Raw genomic sequence first — 22,187 nt, 5'->3', positions numbered from 1 at the left:
CCAGGACGGCGATCAGGGTAGATGGAAGAAGCACGGCCGTATCTTGATCGATAGGCCGGTTGAATTCAAGCTCGTTCGAACATCCGCTAAACGGCCTTCGGCCGGATCAAAGCCCGGTTTTCCAGCGTCCGAAGACGAAGCTCCCGTCGCCGTCTTTCTTCGCCAACCAAGAGTAGGCGCAGCCGTTCTGAAACCGTTGGGGTTGGACGATGTCGTAAGCGCCCGGATCGATCTTGTTGACCGAGAGCAGCTTTCCGTCCTGCGCATAGAGACGGAACGATACGTCATGCGTCTTCTGCGCAAACCCATTTTCGAAGACGGCGATGCGACCTTCCGAATCGCCCGCGATCCCCAGGTGATAGGGCAGATTTTCGGGGAGGGCGACTTTGCTTTTGTTGAGAGTCATGATTTTGAGGCCTTGGGCGTCATGATCCAAGTCCATGACATAAGACAAGATGTCCCAGGTGAACTTGACCGGTTCGATATCCAGCTTGAAAGAGCCCTTCTTTTCGCCGTCGAGCGAGTAGAGGAGGATCTCCGGTGAGGAAGGGAAAGCCATAGCGAGCGTGTCCGGGGTGGTCTTGGCCAGCCGGGGGGAGCGGTCAAACTGAGTGATGCGGATGAAAAACTCGCCCCTGGGTACGGCATAGTCGAAGGAGGCGAGCTCTTTTTCCGTGCCTGATTCGATGTCGAGCGACAAAACGCTGTAGCGGCCTTTGAACCATTTTGGATCGGGGCCGGCGGCCAGCTCCCTCACCAGGGCGACCTTGCCATTGCGGAGGGCCATCATGGCATAGATGGCCCCATTGAGCGGGAGTTTTTTGATGAATGTTCCGGCTAGGTCGAAGAGACTGATAAATCGCGCGCCCTCAAAGACGACTAGAAATTTCCCGTCCAAGATATCAAGAGCGGAGACGCCCAGGAGATCCCCAGGCCCTTGCCCCTTGCGGCCGAAGCTCTTGACGATCTTCCCCGCCGCGTCGAATTTGTAGATCTTCCCTTCCTGATTGCTGCCGCGGTAGAAGCCCCCGTCCGGCAGGAAAGCCAGGGATTTGTCGAGGCTTTGGTTGAAGATCGTATCCCAGGCGACGCCTTGCCCGAAGGCAGGGTCGGGGACGATCTTGATCGTTTGGATCTTTTCGGGCGTGTACCCAACTAACGATGCCGACCAACCCAACAGGCAAACGGCAAAGGTGAAAATCGCGGTTTTTCTCAAAGCATTCCCTCCCCTGATTTCGATCTATAAGGAACCCTCGATTATTATACGACGCTCGGATTCGTTTTGTTGGGTAGATCAACATAGATCGCGTAATAAGTATTGTTATCAAACAGATAGGGTCATTTAGAATGATCCGTTTATGGTATAATATCAATATGGTTCCAGGGGATTTAAAGCGCTTTTTCTGGGACGTCGATCCTGCAGGACTCGATCTGTCGCGCCATAAAGTTTACATCATCGAGCGGCTTCTGGAATTCGGCGATGGGAAGGCCGTCCGGTGGCTGTTTGAAAATTATACTCGCGACGATATCGCCGCTATCCTCGAATCGAGCCGCTCTCTGTCGCTGAAAAGCCGGAAATTTTGGCAGCTTCGCTTAACCGGGACGGCCCATGTTTGACCGCATTCTCGCCCCGGCGACGAGAACAGCCGTTGATCGACTCTCCACTTGGGTTGCGAAGCGGGGATTTTATCTCGCCGGCGGAACCGGGTGCGCTCTCCATCTGGGCCATCGGATGTCCCAGGATCTCGACTTTTTTTCCCCTGTGGATTTTTCTCCTAAAGATCTTTGGGCCGAGCTGAGAAAGATCGGAGATTGCGAGCCCGATTATACGGATGCCGGCACGTGGGTCGGGGAATTCTTGGGAACGAAAGCCGGGTTTTTCCATTACCCCTATCCGCTCCTCGGCGAGACCAGCCCTTTCTCGGGCTTGGCCGTGGCGTCTTTGGAAGATATCGGCTGCATGAAAGTCGAAGCCATAATCGGCCGTGGCCGCAAGCGGGATTTCATCGATTTGTATTTCATCTTAAGAGATAGGGGATTTGATCTCGAATCGCTGTTGAGGCTTTTCCGGAAAAAATATTCGTTCTCGCCGGGGAACGGGGTCCATGTTCTCAAAAGCTTGATTTACTTCGTCGATGCCGATGCAGACCCTGAACCAATAATGCTGGTTGAGTATTCCTGGCCGGAGATCAAGGAAAAATTGAATTTGCTCGTCGGCGAACAAAGGATTTAGGGGGGGCGACGTATGAAACGGTTCCTCGTCGTGCTAATGGTTGCGGCATTGTTTTGGGCTTGTCATTCTAAGATTAATGGGCCAATCCGGACGATCGAAAACGGCGTCGAGGTCGTGGACAGCGGGACGGGCGTGTTCCCTTCCGCCGACGGCCCTCACTCCCTCACGCTGAAGGAAGAATTCCGGATCGATTTGGAGAACGAAGCGCTGGCCGCCGCCGGGCTGTCGGATATCGTGGGTCTGGATGCGGACTCGAAGGGCCGCCTTTATCTATTCCGGTCGATGCGGACCGAGGGGCCGCTCATATACCAGTTCGACGAACAGGGCCGCTTCTTGAAATCGTTCGGCCGGATGGGGCAGGGGCCCGGCGAGGCTCAATATCCCGGTTTCCTCCGGATCTCCCCGGCGGATGAAATTCGCGTCCATAGCCAGGCCCCAAACCGAGTCCTCAATTTTGATGGGGACGGGCGGCTCCTTCGCGAAGACAAGATCACTTACGATCTGCTGAACCGGCCTTACCAATTTGTGCCCCTGGCGAACGGCAATTACGTCGCACGTCATTATAAGATGCCCGAAGACGGCCAGCCGATACGGGAAACCGGCCTGGGGCTCTACGGCGCGGATTTCAAGCCGGTCAAGGAGATCCGGAAGTTCGAAATCCCGGCCTCGATCAAGCCCGGCCAACAAATCCTAGCGATCGTTCCGATCGTCGGGGCCTCGCCTTCGTCATTCTATGTGAATTGGGGCGCCGAGGGGCGGGATATCGCCTTCTTCGATCTGGATGGAAAAATGCGGCGCATCGTTCGGGCGGCTTTCCCTTCCCAGGCCGTTCCCGCTGACTACAAGAAATCCCTTTTGGATCGGATTCCCCAAAACCCCGGGACGCAGGAGTTTCGGCGCTTTATCGAAGGAATGAGCACTTTCCCTCCCTATCAATCGATTCTGGCCGATGAAAAGGGCCATCTTTTCGCCGCGAGCTTTGAGAAAGATCCCACATCTGGCGCCAATCTCTGCGATGTCTTCTCTCCCGAAGGCGTTCGGATCCTGCGGGCGGGGCTCGGATATCAGGATCTGATCCGATACATGGGAGAGGCGATCCCCTTCGACGTCGTCCTCAAGAACGGCCGCTGCTATTGCGTCCGCGAAAAGCCCGACGGCTTCAAGGAAGTCGTCGTTTCTTCGATGATCTGGCGCTGAACCGGTCCGTTGATGGGCTCCCGCGGCGTTTGACAAAGTGGCGCCCAGGGCCTATATAGTTCGGTATGTCGATAGGAGGAATCATAAAATGAGCAAACTGCGTCTCAAAAATTCTTTGATCCTTTCGGTCGTTCTTATAGCGGCCGTCCTGCTCGTTGTCGCCGCCTGCGCCAAGAAGGAGCCCGCTGCTCCCGCCCCCGCGACGGCCAAGCCGGCGCCGGAAGCCACTATGATGACGGCGGATCCCTTGTATGAGGTTCTGGGCAAGGCCGACGCGGAAAAGTCCGGCGCAGCCGACATTCAAATCGGGCAGGACGCCGTGACGGTCAGTTATCATTATTTCATGCTCAAACAACTAAACTTCGACAAGGCTTTCGGGCCCCACATCGCCCCCAAGATCAGGGATCTTTACGCCAAGGTCAAGATGATCGACCAGGTCGTCTTCGACGTCTCCGTCGCCGACCTCGGCGCCGAGCTGTGGAAGCCCCGCCTGCACTTCCTCGTCGACCGGAAGATGATCGAGGAAACCGACTGGACCAAGCTTCTGGACGCGGATTTCTTCAAGGTGGTCAAAGACCTGAAGATGTTCGACTGACGCGGCGCGGGCGTTTATTCCGCCGACGCGGCGGCCTTCGGTTTCTTGTTCGCAAGAAGCTGGGCCAGCAGGACGGCGGCGCCCGCCAAAAGGCCCGCGTCGAGCGTGACGCCGAGCTTGGCGATCCCGAAGATCGCGTAAAAGAAGCCGGCCGCTATCACGATCAAAGTCAGGGCTTTCGATCCGAAGCCGCGCTGCAATATGAAGAACCCCGTAACGAGCGACAGGGTCGGGCAGGGAATCAGCCCGACCGGAGCGTAGGCCAGATAGGTCAGCCACGTCTCGGTCCGGACGAAGTGCGGATAGAACAGTCCGAAGAGGATCATGGCCGAGCCGGTGATGAGGAAGAAAACCCCGCTTGCCGTTTCCGAAGGCCGGTTCGCTTTCGCGGCTTGATAGACGAACGCGGCGGCCAAGGCCAGGAAAACGATCCCGTTGAACGGATTGCGCGCCGTCCAAGCCAGGGCGCCGACCGAAGCCAGCATCAGGCCCAGAAATCCGAGCATGAACCGGGTCGACGGCCTTCGCCAAATCCAGACGGCCATCAGGAGGAAGAGAGCGATATGCCAGAGGGCCGCCAAGGCCGAGAATCGGCTGGTCAGCGACGTCAATCCGTGGAGGATCTGGAGCTTATCGGGCATGAGCGCCTCCTCTGTCGATCCGGTTTCTTCAATCGCCGATCCGCTTGGAGCGGACTCCGCCTCTCAGTCTTATTGTTAGACGGAGATAAGGGCAAAATCGTTGCGTATATATTGAAAATATTTCGTTGCCCATGGCCCCGGCTCAGCCCAGCGTTTTCAGGTTGGCTTCGATGGACCCGATCTGGGACCGCATCTCGGCCAGCTTTTGGCGCTCCTTCTCGACCACGTCGGCCGGGGCGCGGGCGATGAAGCCCTCGTTGCCCAGCTTGGCCTCGGTCTTGCGCAGGTCCTCGGCCAGCTTGGCCCGCTGGGCCTCCAATTTGGCCCGTTCCTTGGCCGGATCGATCAGCCCGGGAACATAGATCTCCATTCCGCCCACGACCTGCACGACGGATAAAGCCGGCCGTGCGGGATCGGCGGCGATATGCAGCGACTCGAGATTGGCCATGTGGACGACCAGGGTCTCGAGGCGCGCCAGGGCCTCGGCTTCGGTTCCGGCGGACTTGATAGTCGCGGCCAGCTTCTGGCTGGGCGACAGGCCGTGTCGGGCCCGCATGTCGCGGACGGCCCGGACGACACCCACGGCGACGGCGAAATCCGCCTCGACCGCCTCGTCCTCCCAATTCGGCCGCGGCGCGGGCCAGGCGGCGGTAATCAGGAGCTCGGAGGTCCGCATCGGCTGCAGGAGCCCGCGCACGGGGCACTGGGCGTTGAGCCGCTCCCAGAGCACTTCGGTGATGAACGGGACGAAAGGATGGAATAGCCGCAACACTTGATCGAAGGCCAAGGCCAAGACCGACTGGGCGACGGGGGCCTGGCCCTCGTCCCGCAGGCGCGGCTTGATGATTTCGAGATACCAGTCGCAGAGGTCGCCCCAGAAGAAGTCGCGGGCCGCGCCCACGGCCGCCGACGGATTGTAGGCTTCCAGCGCCTCCGTGACGGCGCGAATGACCTTTGATAAGCGCGACAGAATCCAGCGATCCTCAGGCGCCAGCCGATCGGCCGTGACGGGCGCGAAGGCGTGTTCGCCCAGGTTGCCGAACATGAACCGGGCCGCGTTCCACAGCTTGGTGCAGAAGGCCCGCCCGATGTCGAACCGCTCGGAGATGATCTTGGCCGGTGGGATGTCCTTCATCGTGCCGAGGACGTCGAACTCTTTGCCCGTCTTGGGGTCGATGTAAGTGAAGATAGAGCGGCCGTGCTTGGCCGTGGCCAGGTCCACCAGTTCGCCGTTGTAGGGCGAGACGGCCTGCACCGGCAGGCGAATGTCCTGCGTCCCGGTCTGCATGTCGCAGAGGACGTAGCGCATGGCGTCGGTGCCGTACTTCTCGATGATGTCCTCGGGGTCGATGCCGTTGCCCTTGCTCTTGCTCATCCGCTCGCCCTTGCCGTCCTGGATGTTGGCGTGGATGAAGCTCGCGGTGAACGGGACGTCGCCCTGCAGGTAAAGGCCCATGATCATCATCCGGGCCACCCACAGGGTGATGATGTCGCGGGCGGTGACGAGGCAGGAGCCCGGGTAGTAATAAGCCAGGGCGTCCTCGAGGCCGGGATCGGAGGCGACCAGCGATCGTTGACCGGGGTCGAGGGCGGCCGTGGCCGGGTCGGGCCAGCCCAGCGTGCTCATGGGCCAAAGGGCCGAGCTGAACCAGGTGTCCAGGACGTCGGGGTCCTGGACCATGCCCGCCGCTTCGAGCGCGGCGGCGTATTTCGCCTCGGCCGCCTCGTTGCGCATACAGACGAGAATCGTGTAGCGGGTTGCGGCCGAGAGCTTGGCCGCGGCGCCGACGGCGTACGTGTTGCCGGCGTCGTCCGCGATCCAGGCCCAGAAGGCGTCAGGGTCGGGCTGGGGAAGGCGGGCGGCGATGCCGCCGATTTCGGCGCCCGTCCAGACGCCGTTCCAGATCGGGATGCGGTGACCCCACCAGAGCTGGCGGCTGATGCACCAATCGCGCTTTTCCGACAGCCAGGAGCGGAAGGTGCCGCCATAGCGGGCGTCGTCCGGAGCGAAGGCCAGCCGCCGGCCAGAGGGCGATTCGTAGCCCGGGAGCGAGGCCTCGATGGCGGCCTGGGCCAGGCCCGCGGCCTGGAATTCCTTTTTCGTGCCCCGGCCGCAGACGATGCCCCCGTCGATGTCGGCCATGCGGACGAACCACTGCTTGCTGATGAACGGCTCGATCGGCGTCTTGGATCGGTCCGAATGGCCGATCTCGATCTCGCGGTCCTCCACCGACTCGAGCAAGGCTTTGGCCTTGAGGTCGCGCACGACCCGCTTGCGGGCTTCGAAGCGGTCGACGCCGGCGTAGGGTCCCGCCACAGCGTTGAGCGTGCCGTCGGGATTCAGGATGTTGAGGATGGCGATGGCCCCTTTATGGCGGCTCCAGACCGCATAGTCGTTGGGGTCGTGGGCCGGCGTGATCTTGACGCAGCCCGTGCCGAGGGCAGGGTCGGCCCATTCGTCCCGGATAAGCGGGATGGGCCGGTCTAGAAGCGGCAGAAGCACTTGGCGGCTGTCGGCGGCCATGTCGCGAAGCTTGAGAAGATGCGGCAGGACGTCGCGGCGCCGTTCTTCAAGCCTTTCCAGCGACTTTTCCAGATCGGTCCGGTCCTTCTTGGAGGCGGTTTCGATGCGGCCGCGAAGGTCGGCGGCCTGGCGGTTGAGTTCGCCCACCGGGTCGGGATGAACGGCCACGGCTGTGTCGCCCAGCATCGTCTCGGGTCGGGTGGTGGCCACGACCACGAACTCGGGTTCGCCCGCCTTGGGGTCGATGATTGGGTACTTGATGTGCCAGAAGTGGCCCTGGACCTTCTCGTGCACGATCTCGTCGTCCGAGACGGCGGTCTGGAGCTGACAGTCCCAGTTGACCATGCGGTCGCCGCGGTAGATGAGGCCGTCGCGGAACAGCCGGAAGAAGGCTTCTCGGACGGCCCGGGCGCAGACGGCGTCCATGGTGAAGCGCTGGCGGCCCCAATCGCAGGAACAGCCCATGGCCTGCTGCTGGCGGATGATGCGAGCCCGGTATTCGTCCTTCCAGGCCTGGATCTTGGCGATCAGCCCTTCCCGGCCGACATCGTGGCGGGTCTTGCCCTCGAGCTCGAACATGCGCTTTTCGATGATGGCCTGGGTGCCGATCCCAGCGTGGTCCGTGCCGGGCATCCATAGGGTGTTGTCGCCCATCATCCGGTGCCAGCGGGTCAGCAGGTCCTGCATGACGTTGTCCATGGCGTGGCCCATGTGTAGGGCGCCGGTGATGTTGGGCAGGGGCATCATGATGACGTAGCGCTCGGCCCGTCCGTCTGGGATCGCGGCGAAAGCGTCGGCCGCCATCCAGCGTTCGTAGGTCTTCTTTTCGTAAAGCCCGGGCTCGTAGATTTTCGGAATTTCGTCCGCCATGGATGTGTCCTTAGAGGGCTAAATAGGCCATTATATTTACCATAGCAGGCCCGAAGTCACAAGAACGGGCGGCTAAATCCAGCCGCCGCAGAGCGGTGTGTGTAGGCTTTGTCGTTGCGAGCCTTTGGCGTGGCAAAGAAGATGTTCGGCATCAATCCGTCATTGCGAGGACGACGCAGCGTCGGATGCGGCAACCTGTTCTAGGTCCCCACGCCCTCACCAAAGGCGAGGGCTCGGGACGACAGGGGGAGGCCTCTATCGTTGCGAGGGCTGAAATAGGCCACTACTTCCGTAAAGAAGCTTTGGAAAAAACAGTCTCCGGGATGGGCGCGTCCATTTCGATCGAGAGGATGGCCATCTCCGTCCCCGAGCCCGACTTGAGGACGTCGCGGAAGACGATCCGATCCTGGATCCAGCGATCGCCCTTGCGGACGACGCTCTTGACCTCTAAGGTTTTAAGCAGCTTGCCGCTCTTGGCGTAGCGCTCTTCTTTGAGCGCGACATACCGCTCCTTGTCGATCCAGGCCTTGCGCGAGGCGTAGGCCGCGTCGCCCGCTTTGGCCGTGAGCTCCAGAATCCAGCACGGCCGGTCGCCGAGGACCTCCTCGCCCGCCACACGCGATTCGTAGGCTTGGCGCAGCTTGCGGTCCTCCAGCATGTCCTCGTAGGACAGGTCCGAGCCCATCACCGATTGGCGGAGCATGTGGCCCGAGATAGCGATCGTCCGGTCCGTGTCGGGCGAATAGGTCCAGAGCTGGTCGCCCAGCTTGAGCATCTTTATGCCCCGCTCGCGCGGGGGATCGAGGTACTCGGTGAAGGCTTTCTCCTCGCCCTGGATCCAGGACTTGGACTTGATGGTCCGGCTGTCGCGGCGGCCGTGGATGGTCATCTCCGCGACGATGATCTTGGTCCCGGGGACGGCGTTGCGGTCGACCCGGTCGAGAATCGTCTCGGCCGAGGGGGCCTGAGCCTGGGCCAGGCCGGCGGCGGCTACGCACAAGAGGATTATCCCGAGAACCGCTTTTTTCATGACTCCAGCTCCTTGAACAACGAGGCCGTCTGCCGCCGGTAGACCGCCCGGCCGGCGATGGCCGTCCCGATGACCGAGGCCAGCAGGCCCGGGATGAAGCCGATGATGTAGGCGAACGGCGTGATCTTGGATCGCAGGACCGGGTCCATCAGGAAGCTCAGGTTTTTCATCATCCCGCTGACGTCGAGGCCGTGAACCTGGAGATAATACGACAGGGCCAGGCCGAGAGCCGTGCCGATTATCGATCCCAAGATGCCGATGACCACGGCCTCCGCCAGAAGCGAACGATAGGCGCGCCCTTTGCTCTCGCCCAGGGCCAGGCGCAGGCCGAACTCGCCGTAGCGGCGCAGGGTGCCGATGAGGCCGGCGTTCCACTGGACGAGCGACATGGCCAGCAGAAAGACCAGGATGATGATGAGCCCGACCGAGCCCAGTACCTGGAACATGTAGTCCAGTCCCGGCTGCCGCTGCAAAGGCTGCATGACCGGGCGGAAGGCGTCGTTCGGATCCGCCGGCCGGGCGTTGAAGGCTAGGGTCAGCGCCTCTGTCCGGGCCGGATTGAAGATCCCGCTGCGGAAGAGCCCCAGGACTTCGCCCGCCGCGTCCTCCATGTCCAGGGCCTTGCGGATATCGGTCAGATCGGCGATGAGGCCGGTCTGATCCATGGCCCGCATCCCGAAGCGGATCGTCCCCGCGACGACGAAGTTGGTCATGCTCATGGCCCCGTGCATGGTCGAGCCGATCAGGGTGACCCGGCCTCCCGGCTCGAGCCCCAACCGCCGGGCCAGAACGTCGCCGAGCAGGATCTCATCAGCCGCCTGGGGCTGACGTCCGCGGACGATGATCCGGTCCAGGCCGAGGAGCGCTCGCTCGGGGCTGCCCGGCGTCCGCAGGTCGACGGCGATCCCGGCCGCTGGCGCCTGGACCTTGGTCTCGCCCTTGGCGTCGGGTACGTCCAGCAGGCCTCCGAACTCGATGCGCGCGACCCAGTCCATCTCGGGTGCCAGAGCCTTGAGCTCGGTGGTCAAGGCTGTGACCCCGGTCAGGGCGGCGTCGTTGGGAACCTGGTCGGCCTCGGCCGCATAAGCCGCGGTCATGACCTTGACGTGGCCGTGCCGCAGGTTGGCGCTGCTTCTGACCATGTTGATCTCGGCCCCTTTGACGTAGCAATACGTCGCGACGGTCAGAAAGACCCCGGCCGTGACGATGAGCATGGGGAACAGGCTGCGGGACCGGTCGCGCAGGACGCCCTTGATCAGGAACCGAATCATGACATCCTCCCGCGCAGGGCGTCGGTCGCCTTGAGGTGGCTAATCTTGCGGGCCGGCAGGTAGCTGACGATGACCGTGACCACAAAGACGAGCACGGTCGTGCTGAGGACCAGTCCCGCTCCGTAGAGAGGGTAAATCCCGGTGCCGATGGCCATGCCGAAGCTGTCGGCCTGCTTGGCGGAGAACCGCATACCGTGCGAGGCGAAATAGGACAGCAGGGGAATGCCCCACGCTGCCCCCAGCAGGACGGCGAAGACGCCGTTGAGCCCGCCCTCGAAGGTGAAGAGGGCCACGACGCGCCCGCGGGTGATGCCCAGGGCCATCATCGTTCCGATCTCGCGGCGCCGCTTCCAGATGGACAGAAGCTGGGTGTCGAAGATGGCCAGCATGGCCAGGAACATCAGGATGAGATAGAAGATCGAGGATCCGACGCTTTTGGCCTTGATCAGGTCGCGCAGGTCCTTGAGGAGGAAGTCGAGGCTTTTATAGTCCCAGCCGGGGACGGTTCCGGGCGCGGCGGCGTCACGGGCCAATGTCACGAGGGTGGCCTCGCCGGGCATGCCCGCCATCCGGCGCAGGGTTTCGAGCGGCATCCAAATCTGGCCTTCGTCGATTGTCTGGGCGCTGGTCTTCATGACTTCGACGATGGTGATGTCGCGGGCGTCGTACATGCCGCGGGCGTCGCGCCAGCGCAGGGTCACGGTGTCGCCCTTGGCCAGTCCAGCCGCCTCGGCCATCCGGGTCCCGATGAGGGCGGGCAGCTCGACGCCGCTTGCGCCAAGCGATGCGGAGGGAATCGCCAGCGCCTTTTGGGCGGGGTCGATGCCCTTCAGCGTCACCGAGCGGAGGCGGCCGTTGGGGTAGATCGTGCCCTGGGTGAAGAGCAGCGGTGTCGCCCGGCCGCCCTTGATCAGCCCGCCGAGGGCGGGCGGGACCTGGGCGTGGGAGTCTTGCAGGGTGAATGGGTCGAAGGGATCGAACCCGCCGACCCAGTATTGCCCGCCGCCGTACTCGGCCATGATCATGGTCCGCGAGACGTCGGCATCGAACCCGTCGTACAGGCCCTGGGCGGCGATGATGGCCACGAAGGCCATCGACAGGACGGCGGCGTTGAGCCAAGTCTTGATCCCGGCGCCCATCAAGTTGCGCAGAGCCAGCTTGGGGATGATCATGGCCGTCTCTCCGCGGCCGGCCCCGGCTCGTCCTTAGCCACCCGGCCGTCGATCAGGGTGATCTTGCGCCGCAGATGGGCGATGACCTTGTCGTCGTGGGTCGAAAAGAGGAAGGTCGTGCCCAGGTCGCGGTTGATGTCGGCCATTGTGTCGAGGATGTGGTGGGAGTTCTGGGCGTCCAGGTTGGCGGTCGGCTCGTCGGCCAGGACGAGGGCCGGCTTCTTGACGACCGCGCGGGCGATGGCCACGCGCTGGCATTGGCCGCCCGAGAGCTGGGCCGGGCGGGAGCGGGCCCGGTCGTCGAGATGGACCCAGGCCAGGGCGTCGAGCACGGCTTTCCGGCGGGCGGCCGGGGCCATGCCCAGCAGAAGCAGCGGGAACTCCACGTTCTCGTAGACCGTGTAAACGGGCAGGAGGTTGAAGGTCTGGAAGATAAATCCGATATGGTGATTGCGAAGCTCGGCCGCCTTGCGATGGGACAGCGTCTCGATCTTCTCGCCCATCACCTCGGCGCTGCCGCTGGTGGGCGCGTCGAGGGAGCCCAGGATGTTGAGCAGGGTCGTCTTGCCCGAGCCGCTGGGCCCGATCAGGCCGGCGAACTCGCCTTTGGCGAAGGTCAGGTTGACGTCGTCGAGGGCGGTGATGGACTGCCCGCCCATCGGATAGATCTTGGTCAGGTTCGTCGTTCGCATCAGCGCGCGGTTATCCATGTCCACCTCGTGTCAGTGATACGTTCGCGGCGCTAAGCCCGATTTTCAAGCCGGGCGAGAGCGCCGCTCAGTATTACCCAGTATATACCCCGGGCTTTTAGCCCGGGGAGTCGAATGGGTTAATTGTAAACGATCATGATTTGGAAGCCGCGGCCGGCGAAGAGCTCGGATTGCCGGCCGGCTGAAGGGATGCGGTAGCTCGCGGGGTTCCAGAAGCCGATGGCGTAGAAGCTCCAGCGGTCGTAGGTTCTTTGCCAGGTAAGAATCCGGTACCAGTCGCCCGAGGTCCAGTCGCGAAAGACGACGGCCCGCAGGCGGTCGAGAAGGCTCAGGGGGTAATCGGCCGTGAACGCGGTCAGGCTGCGGCGAGCGCTGGCCCCCTCGATCTCGGCTCCGAAATCCACCGCCAGATGCTCGGCCATGACGTGCAGGCCGTTGCCCAGCCCGAAGGTGAAGTCCGCCCCTAAGTTGAGCGCCCGCTGGGATTTCCAGGGCGCCACAGTCCAAGCCTGGCGCGTCCAGACGGCCTCGAACCACAGCCCGACGCCGAGGTCCAACTTGCCGTCCAGGGCGATGCGGTCCTCGGGCACGACGTCGGCTTCGCCCGCGGGCAGAGTCAGGGGGCTGCGGGCGCTGTCCATCCGGCGGTGGTGGTACGAGACGGCCGCCTCGCCGGGCCCGAGCGGGACCTGGACCCGACCGCCGAATTCGGGTTGCCCGCGGCGAGTAGGAACCGCTTCCCAGCCCTTGGTTTCGTCGTTGCCGGTGAGGCCCCACAGCCAGACGTTGGCCTCGCCGCTGAAAGTGTATTTCAGAAGCAGGCCATAGACGCCGTCCGTAAGCTGGAGGGGATCGTTGGGGTCGATGCGGTCGAACCACATGAGCGGACGCAGGAGAAGCGCCGAGCCGAAGTTGATCTTCTGCAGACCGATCCGGGCCTCGAAGCGGGCCGTCGAGAAGCGGGCCCAGACCCGATAGGGCTTGAGGCCGGCGTTTCCCGCCGCGGAAGCAAACGTGGGACCCTGCAGCGAAACATAGGTATTGAGCGAGACTTCCGCATCCAGACTCGAGCCGCGGCCGAGGTCCTTTTTCAATGAGAACGAGGGGATGTAGCGAAGCCCCGCCGCGCCCTCGGAGGCCGGGCGGTCGTGGCCGGCCAGCCAGAACGAGAGCTGGCCGCGGAAATCGAGATTCTGCCCGGCTGCGGCCCCGCAAAGTGCGGAGAGCGAGAGGCAAGCGACAAGGAAGCTGCGTTTGCAGTGCCGCTCATCCCGCGGGCGGGAGTGATTTCTAGGCATCGTGATTCGTCCTGAATCCGAATAACCTCCATATGATACATGTGACAAAGTGTCATTGCGAGTCCCAGGCTGAGTGATTGTCGTTGCGAGGACCTGCCGGAGCAGGGACGTGGCAAGAGAGACGCTCTGCATCAATCCGTCATTGCGAGGAGCCGCATAGCGGCGACGTGGCAACCTCATCCTTCTTAAGAGAGGTCCCCACGTCACGCCTTCGGCGCTCCTCGGGACGACAAGAGATCACTTTACGGCAGGGTCAGGCGTTCGTGGGCCAGGACGAGCTTGCCCTGGATCGGAACGCCGTGCGGGCAGGCGGCCTCGCAGGGGCCGGTGCATGCCGCACACGCCGCCGCGTCGACGCCCGCCAGGGCCGCGTAATCCGTCATGGCCGCCTTTTCCCTCTGCACGATCCGGAAGTAGTAGTCGTAGCGCATGATCGCCGCCACCGGGACGCCGTTGGGGCAGGCGGGCTGGCACTCGCCGCAGCCGATCCGGCAGGTGGTGCCGCCGAGCGTCTCGCGGCAGTCGGCCAGCATCTCGGCCTCGCGGGCCTCGAACTTGGTCCCGGAGATGGCGATGTACGAGTCCAGCTGTTCGAAGCTGTTGATGCTGGGGCAGACGCAGTGGACCTCGGGCCGGTTCAGGCAGTAGCGCAGGGCGGCGTCGCGGGACTGCTCGGGGCCGGCCAGCCCGTGTTTCTTGAGGAAGGCCTCAGTGGCCGCCGTTCGCTCGGCGCTGACCTGGGCCAGCTTGACCAGCGCCTCGGGCAGGTCTTTGCCTTGGGATTTGTACCGCTCCCGCTGCCGGGTCAGCATCTCGGCCTCCTCGGCGTTGGTCAGGGCCGGGTTCATCTTCATCAGCGTCACGCCCATGTTCTTGGCGGCGCAGGCCTTGAGCATCCGGTCGCCGGCTTCGTCCTTGAGGTAGTTGTACGTGCAGAGGACGACGTCGAAGCGCCCGTCCTCGGCCGCGGCCATGATGACGGTCTCGACAGGGTCGTCGATGCGGCCGCTCAAGGAATAATCCGCGCCGTGGCTGGAGAGGCCGGAGAAGCGAGCCTTGCCTTCGGCCTTGAGCTCCTTGATCAGCTCGTGGTAAGGCTCGTGCTTGACCAGGGCCAGCGGGCAGAGGTGGATCATCAGGCAGTCGGCGTAGTCCGTCCCCAGCCGCTCCAGGCATTTCATGAAGCGGTCGCGGAGGGCGGCCTTGTCAATGCGCTTGTCGTAGACCATGTTGAGCTTGGTGGTCAGGAAGACTTTCGACCGGTCACGGCCCTTGAGGGCCTGGCCGATGGCCCGCTCGGAATTGCCGTTGACATAGTGCTCGGCCGTGTCGATGTAGTTCATGCCGCGGTCGAGGGCCGCGGCCAGGACGTTGGCGTTGTTGAGAGGCCCGGCCCCGAAGGCGATGTCCGAGACCTTGAAACCCGTCCGGCCGAGAGTCCGGTACTCCTTGATCCGGGACGGGGCGGCGGCTTGCGCGGGCGCCTGCGGGCGGGCGTCCTGCCCGAGCAGGGCGGCGGCGGGGACCGCGCCGAGCGCGGTGCCGAGGAAGCCGCGGCGGGTCAGCGACGAGCGGGGATTCGGGCTTTTAGCGGCGAAGCGGGTCATGCAGTTCTCCTTGAATATGAGACAAACAATATCAGATACGCTATGAAAGGCTGAAGTGTTGCCTGACAAGACATTAACGGGCAGCGCGGAGGCCGTTTTCGATCATTTTAAACCGGCTGGAAAGATCCGAATCGAGCGCAATGTCAAACTCTTTAAGGCGTTCGCGTATGAAAGCCGCATCGTAATGCGGATTCTTCAGGAGGACGGATTCGATATCTTCTATATCCCTCGGCCGTCCCGCAACCATCTTGTGGACGACCAGGTCTTCCAAAGACGCGAAGCTGACGAAGGCGCGGCCGACTTTAATCCGGCGGGCGCGGCCGATGGCCGTCCGCTCGTATTCAGAGAAAGAAAGAATGAAGTCGATCCGGATCCCTGAGGTGGGATCAAGGGCGGGAACGACCATCGTTTTCTTGGCGAAGTCTTCGACATCGGGGACAAGACAGCGGAATTTCGCGGCTTTAAGGACGTCGAGAAGACGGGGCAAGCCTTCGATTCCCAGGCCCAAGGTGACATCAATGTCTTTCGTCGCCCTGGGCTCCCCATAGACAAGTACGGCTTGGCCCCCTATGACCATATAGGGGATCTTATGTTTGTTGAGCGCGGCCGCGATTTTGCCGAGGAGTCGTTCGAACATGATTGACGGCTTTGGCGATACGGATTTTAACGTCGATCCCGTCCAGAGGATCACGGCTGGACCATCTTTCGAGAGAGGAGAATTCTGTGTGTAGAGCGGCCGCGATTTTTAGGGCCTGCCGGTGGTTCGGCTTCTCCGCCCGGACGTAGCCCCGCTCGAATTTCCGAAGGAGGGCGGCATTTTTGACCATGACTGGATACGAAGTCCTATTCCTATTATATCAGAAACCCAGGCCCTGCGGTGGTCGGCCGATCGGCTGTCCTAATGCTTAAAGCCCGATCATTCGACACTTGCGGATGACGACCAGGTCGTCCTCGGTCCGGTCGTCGAAATAGACATGGCCGCCGGAGAAGACGAAGGCCTTTCCGGAGGCGTTGGGCTTAATATCGCTGTTCGTCCATTTCAAAAAAAACTGATCGATGAGCTTCCCTTCGGTCGTAAATACGTCGAAGAGGATGCCTTTCTTTGGATCCGTCGTCGAGGTCTGAATCCAGATGCGACCGTCGATCGCATGGATTCGCGAGATGTCGTTCAAGAAGGGAGGAAGATCGATCAGTGTGACCCCCGAACCTCGTACGCCGCCCGCGGCTTCGGTGGATTCCCGTCGCTGCCGCTCGTATGACCGGCGGAAGGCTGTTCGGCAGGCGCGAGCTTCAATATCAAATACTTTAACGAGGTACTCCGAGGTGTGAGAAAGAGCAATGGAATGAGCATCCAATGGCGCATAAAGCATGCTTAGAAAACCGGTCATGCTGATCCCGCCGGAAGGGATGACATTGACATGGGCCGGCGTCGCGAAGCTTCCGAGGGTTTCGGATTTCTCTCCGTTTAAGGAGATGCTCACGATTTCTTGAGGAATGTCTTGCCAGCCCGACCCGGCCTTCGGATCGGGGCGCCCGCTGCGAGAGAAGAAGAATCCCTTGCCCGAGGCGAGGATCAGCTTCATAGGGCCGCGAGCGACCGATTGAAGGCCAATTTCATTGATGAAATTGCCGGAGTGATCAAAGGCCAGGAGCTTGGGCGGATTTCCAAAAAGGATGATCTGGTCTACAGTTACGAGAAAATCCGAAATGCCGGTCATCTCGCGAGGCCCTTGGCCCCTCTTCATAAGGTTGCGGATGAAACGTCCTTGGGGATCGAATTGGAGTAGCTGATCCTGTCCGTCCCGGACGAAAACCGAACCGTCGGGAGCCGCTTTCAGGCCGTAAGCGGCTTTGATATAGAAATCTTTCCCCGTGTCCTCGATCCGCATGACCTCTTCGAGCTTGACGACGCGTCCGGCACGCGGGTTATCGGGCTTGGCCGGATTTTCGACGATTGTCTGGGGTAGAGCCGGCGAAGTCATCGAAAATAGAACGCCGGCGATTAGCGGAACGAAAGCTTTATTCATGGTCCCCTCTCATAGGAGACGATTATGCCACAGCTGTTTTTTTTTGAAGTGGCTCTGGTGCGCTCTTATCCTGACTCGAAAATACGGCGATGAGGATTAGTAGATATCTATTGCTTTCAGGAACTCCGCGGGAGTCAGGATCCGAATCCCGCCGAACGAGCCGACCTTGCGCAGGGCTTTGTCCCCGGTGACGACGATGTCGGCTTTGAGGGCTGCGGCACAGGCGATGAATTTGTCGTCGTCGGGATCGTCTTTCACGACCCTCAACTCCGGGGGATTAGCCGTGAAAAGAATCCCGGCGCCACCCGCGAGAAGCTCAAGGATTTCCTTGAGCTCGGGTTCGTTGGCTAAGCCCAATCGCCCGAGGACTTCGACGTACTCTTCTAAAATAGCGGGGGATAGGCCGATTGTCAGTCGGCCTGATTTCCAGAGATCGATGATCCGGCGCGGGTTTCCTCCGAAGAAGGAAGAGATGAAGACATTGGTGTCTAGGACGACGATCATGGCCGCCGCCGGCGCACGTCCTTGATCGCTTGGCCGACTTTATCGAGTCCGGCGCCTTTGGCCCTGAGCTTGGCCCCGACCCGATCCCAAAGTCCGTCAATATAGCCGCCGATGTCCCGCTCTTTAACGTAATTGGCGATCAGCTCGCGGACCATGCCGGAAGAAGACTTCCCTTCGGCCCGCGCCAGGCGGTCGAGCTTGGCTTTGAGCTCGGGGTCGATGCGGAGGAGCATTTGGTCGGACATGGATATCTCTATAATGGTTCAATGTATATACAATATATCAGAGATATCCAGACGTCAAGAGTTCGAGTCCATTGTCGGTACGTCGGTTTGCGGCCTTACCAGCTGCCGCGAATGAAGCGCTCGAACAGGTCCACGGCCGGCTCGACCGGGGCCCAGGCGGCTTCCCGCTCGGTGTAGACGGCCGCCGCGCCCGGCACGACCAGGGGGCCGCAGACGGCGTAGGGGACCGGTCCGCCGGCGTGGGTCTTGGTTGAGACCGGCGTCTCATGGTCGGGGACGACGATGATCCGCAGGTCGGGAATCACGTTGCGTAGGGCGAGTATCTCCCCGACGATGTATTTGTCGAATTCCTCGATGGCCTGGATCTTCTTGTGGACGTCGCCTTCGTGGCCGGTTTCGTCGGGCGCCTCGACGTGAAGATAGACGAAATCCTCGCTCATCAAGGCTTCTTTGGCTGCGGCCACCTTGCCGGCATAGTTCGTTCCCAGGTAGCCCGTGGCGCCCGGCACCATCCGGACCTTGAGCCCGGCCAGGACGCCCAGCCCCCGCACCAGATCCACGGCCGAGATGACCGAGCCGGTCAGCCCGTAGCGCTCGCGCAACGTGGCCAGCTTCATGGCTCGGCCCTGGCCCCAGGGCCAGATATCCGTGGCCGGCTTCTTGCCGGCGGCGATGCGCTTTTTATTGATTTCGCTGGCGGCCAGTATCGGGCGCGCCTTCTCCATGAGCGACAGCACGATCTTCTGCCCGGGCCCCTTCGGCAGGTGCGGCTCCCAGGGCTTGCCGCTGATGTCGTGTGGCGGCGTGCATTGGAGCCCCCGCGGGAAGTCGCGGATGATGGTCAGATGCCGGTAGCTGATGCCCGGTACGAACTTGATCGTTTCGGTGCCGAGCGCGGCCTGGATCTCCGCGATCATCGGCCGCGATTCTTCGCTGTTGATGTGGCCGGCCGAGTAGTCGTCCATCAGCCCGTCGCGCAGAGTGACCACGTTGCAGCGGAAGGCCGTGTCGGCCGCGTCGAGCTCGACTCCGATGCTGGCCGCCTCGATCGGGCCGCGGCCCTCGAAGTTCGCCGCCGCGTCGTAGCCGAGCAGCGAGAGGTTGGCCACGTCGCTTCCTGGCGGCAGGCCGGCCGGTACCGTCAGGACGCGGCCGATGCGGCCGATTCGGGTGATCTTGTCCATGTTGGGCGTCGCCGCGGTCTCGAGCGGGGTCCGCCCGCCGAGCTCGATGACGGGATAATCGGCCATGCCGTCGCCGACGAGAAAGGCGTATTTCACGGGGGATTCCTTTCGCTCAGGCCCGGCCGCTCAAGCCGTCGGCGAAGCCGATGACGGCCTCGCGCATCTGCGAGATGGTCAGGACCTTGTCGTGCAGGACGGGCCGTTCCTTGAGGCCGCGCACCGCCCGGTGCGGCGGCTCGCCGGCGATTTCACTCAGCCGCTCGATGGCCGCGAATTCGTCGGGCTCGGCCTTGCCGGTGATGGCGGCCAGGACGTCGCTTCCGAACTTGAAGGCGCTGGCGGTGGAGGCGATGATCACGGCCGGCCCGTCGGCCGCCCCCCTGTCCCGCGATACAGCCGAGGCCACCGCGGTATGCGTGTCGATGATCCGCCCCGTTTCCTCATAGACTTTCTTGATTTCGGCAAAAACCCGGGCTTCGTCCGCCCAGCCCGGCACGACCAACGCGTCCATGGCCGTCTTGGTTTCGGCGTCCACTTCGAAGACCCCCTTGCGGAAGCGCTCGGTGAACCAGGTCTTGATCTTCTCGGCGTTGCGGCCGGTCAGCTCGAACAGGAAGCGCTCCAGGTTGGACGAGATCAGGATGTCCATCGAGGGCGAAGAGGTCCGGTGGAACTCGCGGTGGGTGTCGTAGACGCCGGTCTGAAAGAAATCGGTCAGGATGTTGTTCTTGTTCGAAGCGCAAAAGAGCCGCCGGACCGGAAGGCCCATGGCCCGCGCATACCAGGCGGCCAGGATGTTGCCGAAGTTGCCGGTTGGGACACAGATGTCGACTTCCTCGCCGGGCCGGATCTCGCCGCGCGCTTGGAGCAGGGCGTAAGCCCGGACGTAATAAACGATCTGGGGAGCCAGCCGGCCCCAGTTGATCGAGTTCCCGGTCGACAGCTTGATGCTGTTGCCGGCCAGGTAGTCGCGCAGGGCCGAGTCCATGAACAGCGCCTTGACGCCGGTCTGGCAGTCGTCGAAATTGCCGCGGACAGCGAAGACCTTGGTGTTGTTGCCGTCGGTCGTGGCCATCTGCAGGCGCTGGACCTCGCTGACCCCGCCGTGGGGATAGAAGACGACGATCGAGATGCCCTCGGCGTTCTTGTAGCCCTCCAGGGCGGCCTTGCCGGTATCGCCCGAGGTGGCGACCAGGATGAGAGTGTGGGTCTTGTCGCCGGTCAGCGTTTTGGCCGTGGCCGTAAGCTGGGGCATGAGCTGGAGTGCTACGTCCTTGAAGGCGGCCGTCGGGCCGTGCCAGAGGTCGAGCAGAAAGCGCCGCCGGCCGAGCGGGCGCAGATCGACCACGTCGGGGACGTCGAAGGTCGTCTCGTTGTAGGCCTTGCGCAGGCAGGCGTCTAGGATGGCAGGCGTGAAGTCGGAGAAATACGGCGCCATGATGCGGCGGGCCGTCTCGAGATAGGACGTCTGGGCCAGCGTGTCCGCGTCGAGGGCGGGGATCGTCTCCGGCACGAACAGCCCGCCCCGCGGCACCATGCCCAGCAGGACGGCCTCGGAGGCGGAGGCGAAGGGGTGATTGGCGTGGGTTCCGATATAGCGCATGAGGGACCTCGGGGGACGATTCTAATGCACCCCCCGGCAGTGAGTCAAAAGAGTCAACTCCCATCTCCGGGGGATGGTCAGGCGGCACGGTGATCGGACAACGGCGAAACCGCGCGGGTTTAGACTTTTTTGCGAACCTCTTCGAGGGCACCCAACGGGCGCCGAGGGATGTTTGAGCACGCGACGATCATTGGGAACGATACGGAGTGGGTGATCATGCAGATCAGAGAGGTCAAACATGCGGAGTTCCGCAGGCGCCGAGAAGAGAAGCGCAAAAAAGGCGTGAAAAACCCGCGCCGCCGGTCCGATCATCGTGACGCAGGCCCCGGAGATGTAGATGAATCCAAAAAACGGCGCGGGGCTTATGATGCCCGGCCCGGTCCGTACACCAGCACTTTGAACGATCCGGGCTTCATCTTGGGCCGCGGCGCGGGCTGGCCGGCGACGGGCGCCGGCGCCTCTTCGTACTCGGCGGCGGAGAGATAGATCTTGTGCGTCTTGGGGTCGAGCGTCATCGTCCGTGCTCCCCGGGCCGTCGTCAGGGTCTGAACGGCCGTCAGCTTGTCGGGCGCCGTGTAGCTCGCGATCGTCACGAAGCCCTCTCCGGCAGAGGCCATGGCCAGACCTGTCCCGGCGTCGTAGACGCAGGCATCGGTGCCGTCGCCGGTGGGCACGGTGGTCACGATCTTACCCGTGGCGGCGTCCATGGCGATCATCAGCTTGTTGCCGGCGACGATGAAGAGCCGGTGGCTCTTCAGGTCGATGGCCATGCCCGAGGCTTCCTCGCCCGGAGCCAGCGGCCATTCGGCGGCCACCGTATGGGTTTTGGCGTCGATGGCCACGACCGTGCTCTTGGTCTCGATGTTGTTGTAGATCCGGTCCGCGGCCGGGTCGTAGACCGCGAACTCGGGTTTGCCGCCGAGCGGAATAGTCGCGATCACCTTGCCCGTCTTGGCCTCGAAGACCGTGGCCGACTGGCCGCGGCCGTTGAAGGTGTAGACCTCCTCGTGACCGGGGACGTAGAGGATGCAGTCGGGGTTCTCGCCCGTGTCGGCCTTGGCAATCGTCTTGAGCGTCTTCAGGTCGACGATCGAGGCCTTGTTCTCCCGGCCGTTGCTGGCGAAGCCGAGGCCGAGCTCGGGCGCCAGGGCGAAGCCGTGCACGCCGGGTAAGTCGGCGATCTCGCCGACGACCACGTCCTTGTCCATGTCGATGACCACGACTTTCGTGGCGTGCGAGACATAGAGCCGGCGGGCGGCGGCGTCGACGGACAGGTAGTCCCATCCGCCGTCGGCCCCGACCGGAATCGACTTCAGCAACCGATAGGTTGGACCCGCGGCGAATCCCGTCGCGGTCAGAACCAGCAGAAAGAGCACGATCAGGCTTTTCTTCGTCATCGAGTTCTCCTTTTTCTTGGACCGGCTTTAATAAATAGGGGGACACCATACATAACCACCTATCTCAATAAGAAAAGAT

The 22,187-nt window shown here is 62.4% G+C and carries 20 protein-coding genes; 4 read left to right on the top strand and 16 right to left on the bottom strand.

Annotated features, from left to right (window positions below):
• Nucleotides 1–106 precede the first annotated feature (106 nt).
• Complete coding sequence (locus NTZ26_02810) at nt 107–1,216, bottom strand: hypothetical protein (protein ID MCX6559424.1); 1,110 nt, start codon at nt 1,214–1,216, stop codon at nt 107–109.
• Between the two features lie 131 nt (nt 1,217–1,347).
• Here NTZ26_02810 and NTZ26_02805 point away from each other — a divergent pair, with 131 nt between their 5' ends.
• The 4 genes from NTZ26_02805 to NTZ26_02790 all read left to right on the top strand — a co-directional run bounded on the left by NTZ26_02805 (nt 1,348) and on the right by NTZ26_02790 (nt 4,025).
• Nucleotides 1,348–1,617 carry a hypothetical protein gene (locus tag NTZ26_02805; GenBank protein ID MCX6559423.1) on the top strand — a complete coding sequence of 90 codons (270 nt, stop codon included), beginning with the start codon at nt 1,348–1,350 and terminating at the stop codon, nt 1,615–1,617.
• Entirely contained in the window at nt 1,610–2,233 is a 624-nt protein-coding gene (locus NTZ26_02800) for a nucleotidyl transferase AbiEii/AbiGii toxin family protein (GenBank protein ID MCX6559422.1), read from the top strand. Before NTZ26_02805 ends, NTZ26_02800 begins: the two co-directional genes overlap by 8 nt.
• A gap of 12 nt (nt 2,234–2,245) precedes the next feature.
• The gene (locus NTZ26_02795; protein ID MCX6559421.1) at nt 2,246–3,430 is read left to right on the top strand and encodes a 6-bladed beta-propeller; all 1,185 of its coding nucleotides are present in this window, start codon (nt 2,246–2,248) and stop codon (nt 3,428–3,430) included.
• Between the two features lie 88 nt (nt 3,431–3,518).
• Complete coding sequence (locus NTZ26_02790; protein MCX6559420.1) at nt 3,519–4,025, top strand: hypothetical protein; 507 nt, start codon at nt 3,519–3,521, stop codon at nt 4,023–4,025.
• 14 nt (nt 4,026–4,039) lie between these two features.
• On the opposite strand, the gene NTZ26_02785 is transcribed toward NTZ26_02790, so the two are convergent.
• The 15 genes from NTZ26_02785 to NTZ26_02715 form a co-directional block, all read right to left on the bottom strand.
• Complete coding sequence (locus NTZ26_02785) at nt 4,040–4,666, bottom strand: hypothetical protein (GenBank protein ID MCX6559419.1); 627 nt, start codon at nt 4,664–4,666, stop codon at nt 4,040–4,042.
• A gap of 142 nt (nt 4,667–4,808) precedes the next feature.
• Complete coding sequence (locus NTZ26_02780; protein MCX6559418.1) at nt 4,809–8,060, bottom strand: valine--tRNA ligase; 3,252 nt, start codon at nt 8,058–8,060, stop codon at nt 4,809–4,811.
• 283 nt (nt 8,061–8,343) lie between these two features.
• Nucleotides 8,344–9,090 (bottom strand): outer membrane lipoprotein-sorting protein, encoded by a 747-nt coding sequence (locus tag NTZ26_02775; GenBank protein MCX6559417.1) that lies wholly within the window; start codon nt 9,088–9,090, stop codon nt 8,344–8,346.
• Complete coding sequence (locus NTZ26_02770; protein MCX6559416.1) at nt 9,087–10,361, bottom strand: FtsX-like permease family protein; 1,275 nt, start codon at nt 10,359–10,361, stop codon at nt 9,087–9,089. Before NTZ26_02770 ends, NTZ26_02775 begins: the two co-directional genes overlap by 4 nt.
• Nucleotides 10,358–11,533, bottom strand: a complete 1,176-nt coding sequence (locus NTZ26_02765) for an ABC transporter permease (protein MCX6559415.1) — start codon at nt 11,531–11,533, stop codon at nt 10,358–10,360. The genes NTZ26_02770 and NTZ26_02765 overlap by 4 nt, the downstream gene beginning before the upstream one ends.
• Nucleotides 11,530–12,243 (bottom strand): ABC transporter ATP-binding protein, encoded by a 714-nt coding sequence (locus NTZ26_02760; GenBank protein ID MCX6559414.1) that lies wholly within the window; start codon nt 12,241–12,243, stop codon nt 11,530–11,532. The genes NTZ26_02765 and NTZ26_02760 overlap by 4 nt, the downstream gene beginning before the upstream one ends.
• Nucleotides 12,244–12,362: 119 nt before the next feature.
• The gene (locus tag NTZ26_02755; protein MCX6559413.1) at nt 12,363–13,541 is read right to left on the bottom strand and encodes a hypothetical protein; all 1,179 of its coding nucleotides are present in this window, start codon (nt 13,539–13,541) and stop codon (nt 12,363–12,365) included.
• A gap of 242 nt (nt 13,542–13,783) precedes the next feature.
• On the bottom strand, nt 13,784–15,148 hold the full coding sequence (locus tag NTZ26_02750) for an aldo/keto reductase (GenBank protein ID MCX6559412.1): 1,365 nt from the start codon (nt 15,146–15,148) through the stop codon (nt 13,784–13,786).
• A gap of 73 nt (nt 15,149–15,221) precedes the next feature.
• Nucleotides 15,222–15,785 (bottom strand): hypothetical protein, encoded by a 564-nt coding sequence (locus NTZ26_02745; protein ID MCX6559411.1) that lies wholly within the window; start codon nt 15,783–15,785, stop codon nt 15,222–15,224.
• Nucleotides 15,786–16,053: 268 nt separating this feature from the next.
• Nucleotides 16,054–17,037: a 6-bladed beta-propeller gene (locus NTZ26_02740; GenBank protein ID MCX6559410.1), complete on the bottom strand. Its 984-nt coding sequence runs from the start codon at nt 17,035–17,037 to the stop codon at nt 16,054–16,056.
• Between the two features lie 234 nt (nt 17,038–17,271).
• Nucleotides 17,272–17,679, bottom strand: coding sequence for a putative toxin-antitoxin system toxin component, PIN family (locus NTZ26_02735; GenBank protein MCX6559409.1), 408 nt, complete (start codon nt 17,677–17,679; stop codon nt 17,272–17,274).
• Entirely contained in the window at nt 17,676–17,924 is a 249-nt protein-coding gene (locus tag NTZ26_02730; protein MCX6559408.1) for a ribbon-helix-helix protein, CopG family, read from the bottom strand. The genes NTZ26_02735 and NTZ26_02730 overlap by 4 nt, the downstream gene beginning before the upstream one ends.
• A gap of 95 nt (nt 17,925–18,019) precedes the next feature.
• Nucleotides 18,020–19,204, bottom strand: coding sequence for a cofactor-independent phosphoglycerate mutase (locus NTZ26_02725; protein MCX6559407.1), 1,185 nt, complete (start codon nt 19,202–19,204; stop codon nt 18,020–18,022).
• Nucleotides 19,205–19,220: 16 nt separating this feature from the next.
• Nucleotides 19,221–20,711 (bottom strand): threonine synthase, encoded by a 1,491-nt coding sequence (gene thrC / locus NTZ26_02720; protein ID MCX6559406.1) that lies wholly within the window; start codon nt 20,709–20,711, stop codon nt 19,221–19,223.
• Between the two features lie 362 nt (nt 20,712–21,073).
• The gene (locus NTZ26_02715) at nt 21,074–22,108 is read right to left on the bottom strand and encodes a YncE family protein (protein ID MCX6559405.1); all 1,035 of its coding nucleotides are present in this window, start codon (nt 22,106–22,108) and stop codon (nt 21,074–21,076) included.
• Between the last annotated feature and the right edge of the window lie 79 nt (nt 22,109–22,187).

It is taken from the genome of Candidatus Aminicenantes bacterium (assembly GCA_026393855.1).
Lineage (GTDB): Bacteria > Acidobacteriota > Aminicenantia > Aminicenantales > UBA4085 > UBA4085.
This window is presented reverse-complemented; position numbering and strand designations above follow the sequence as displayed.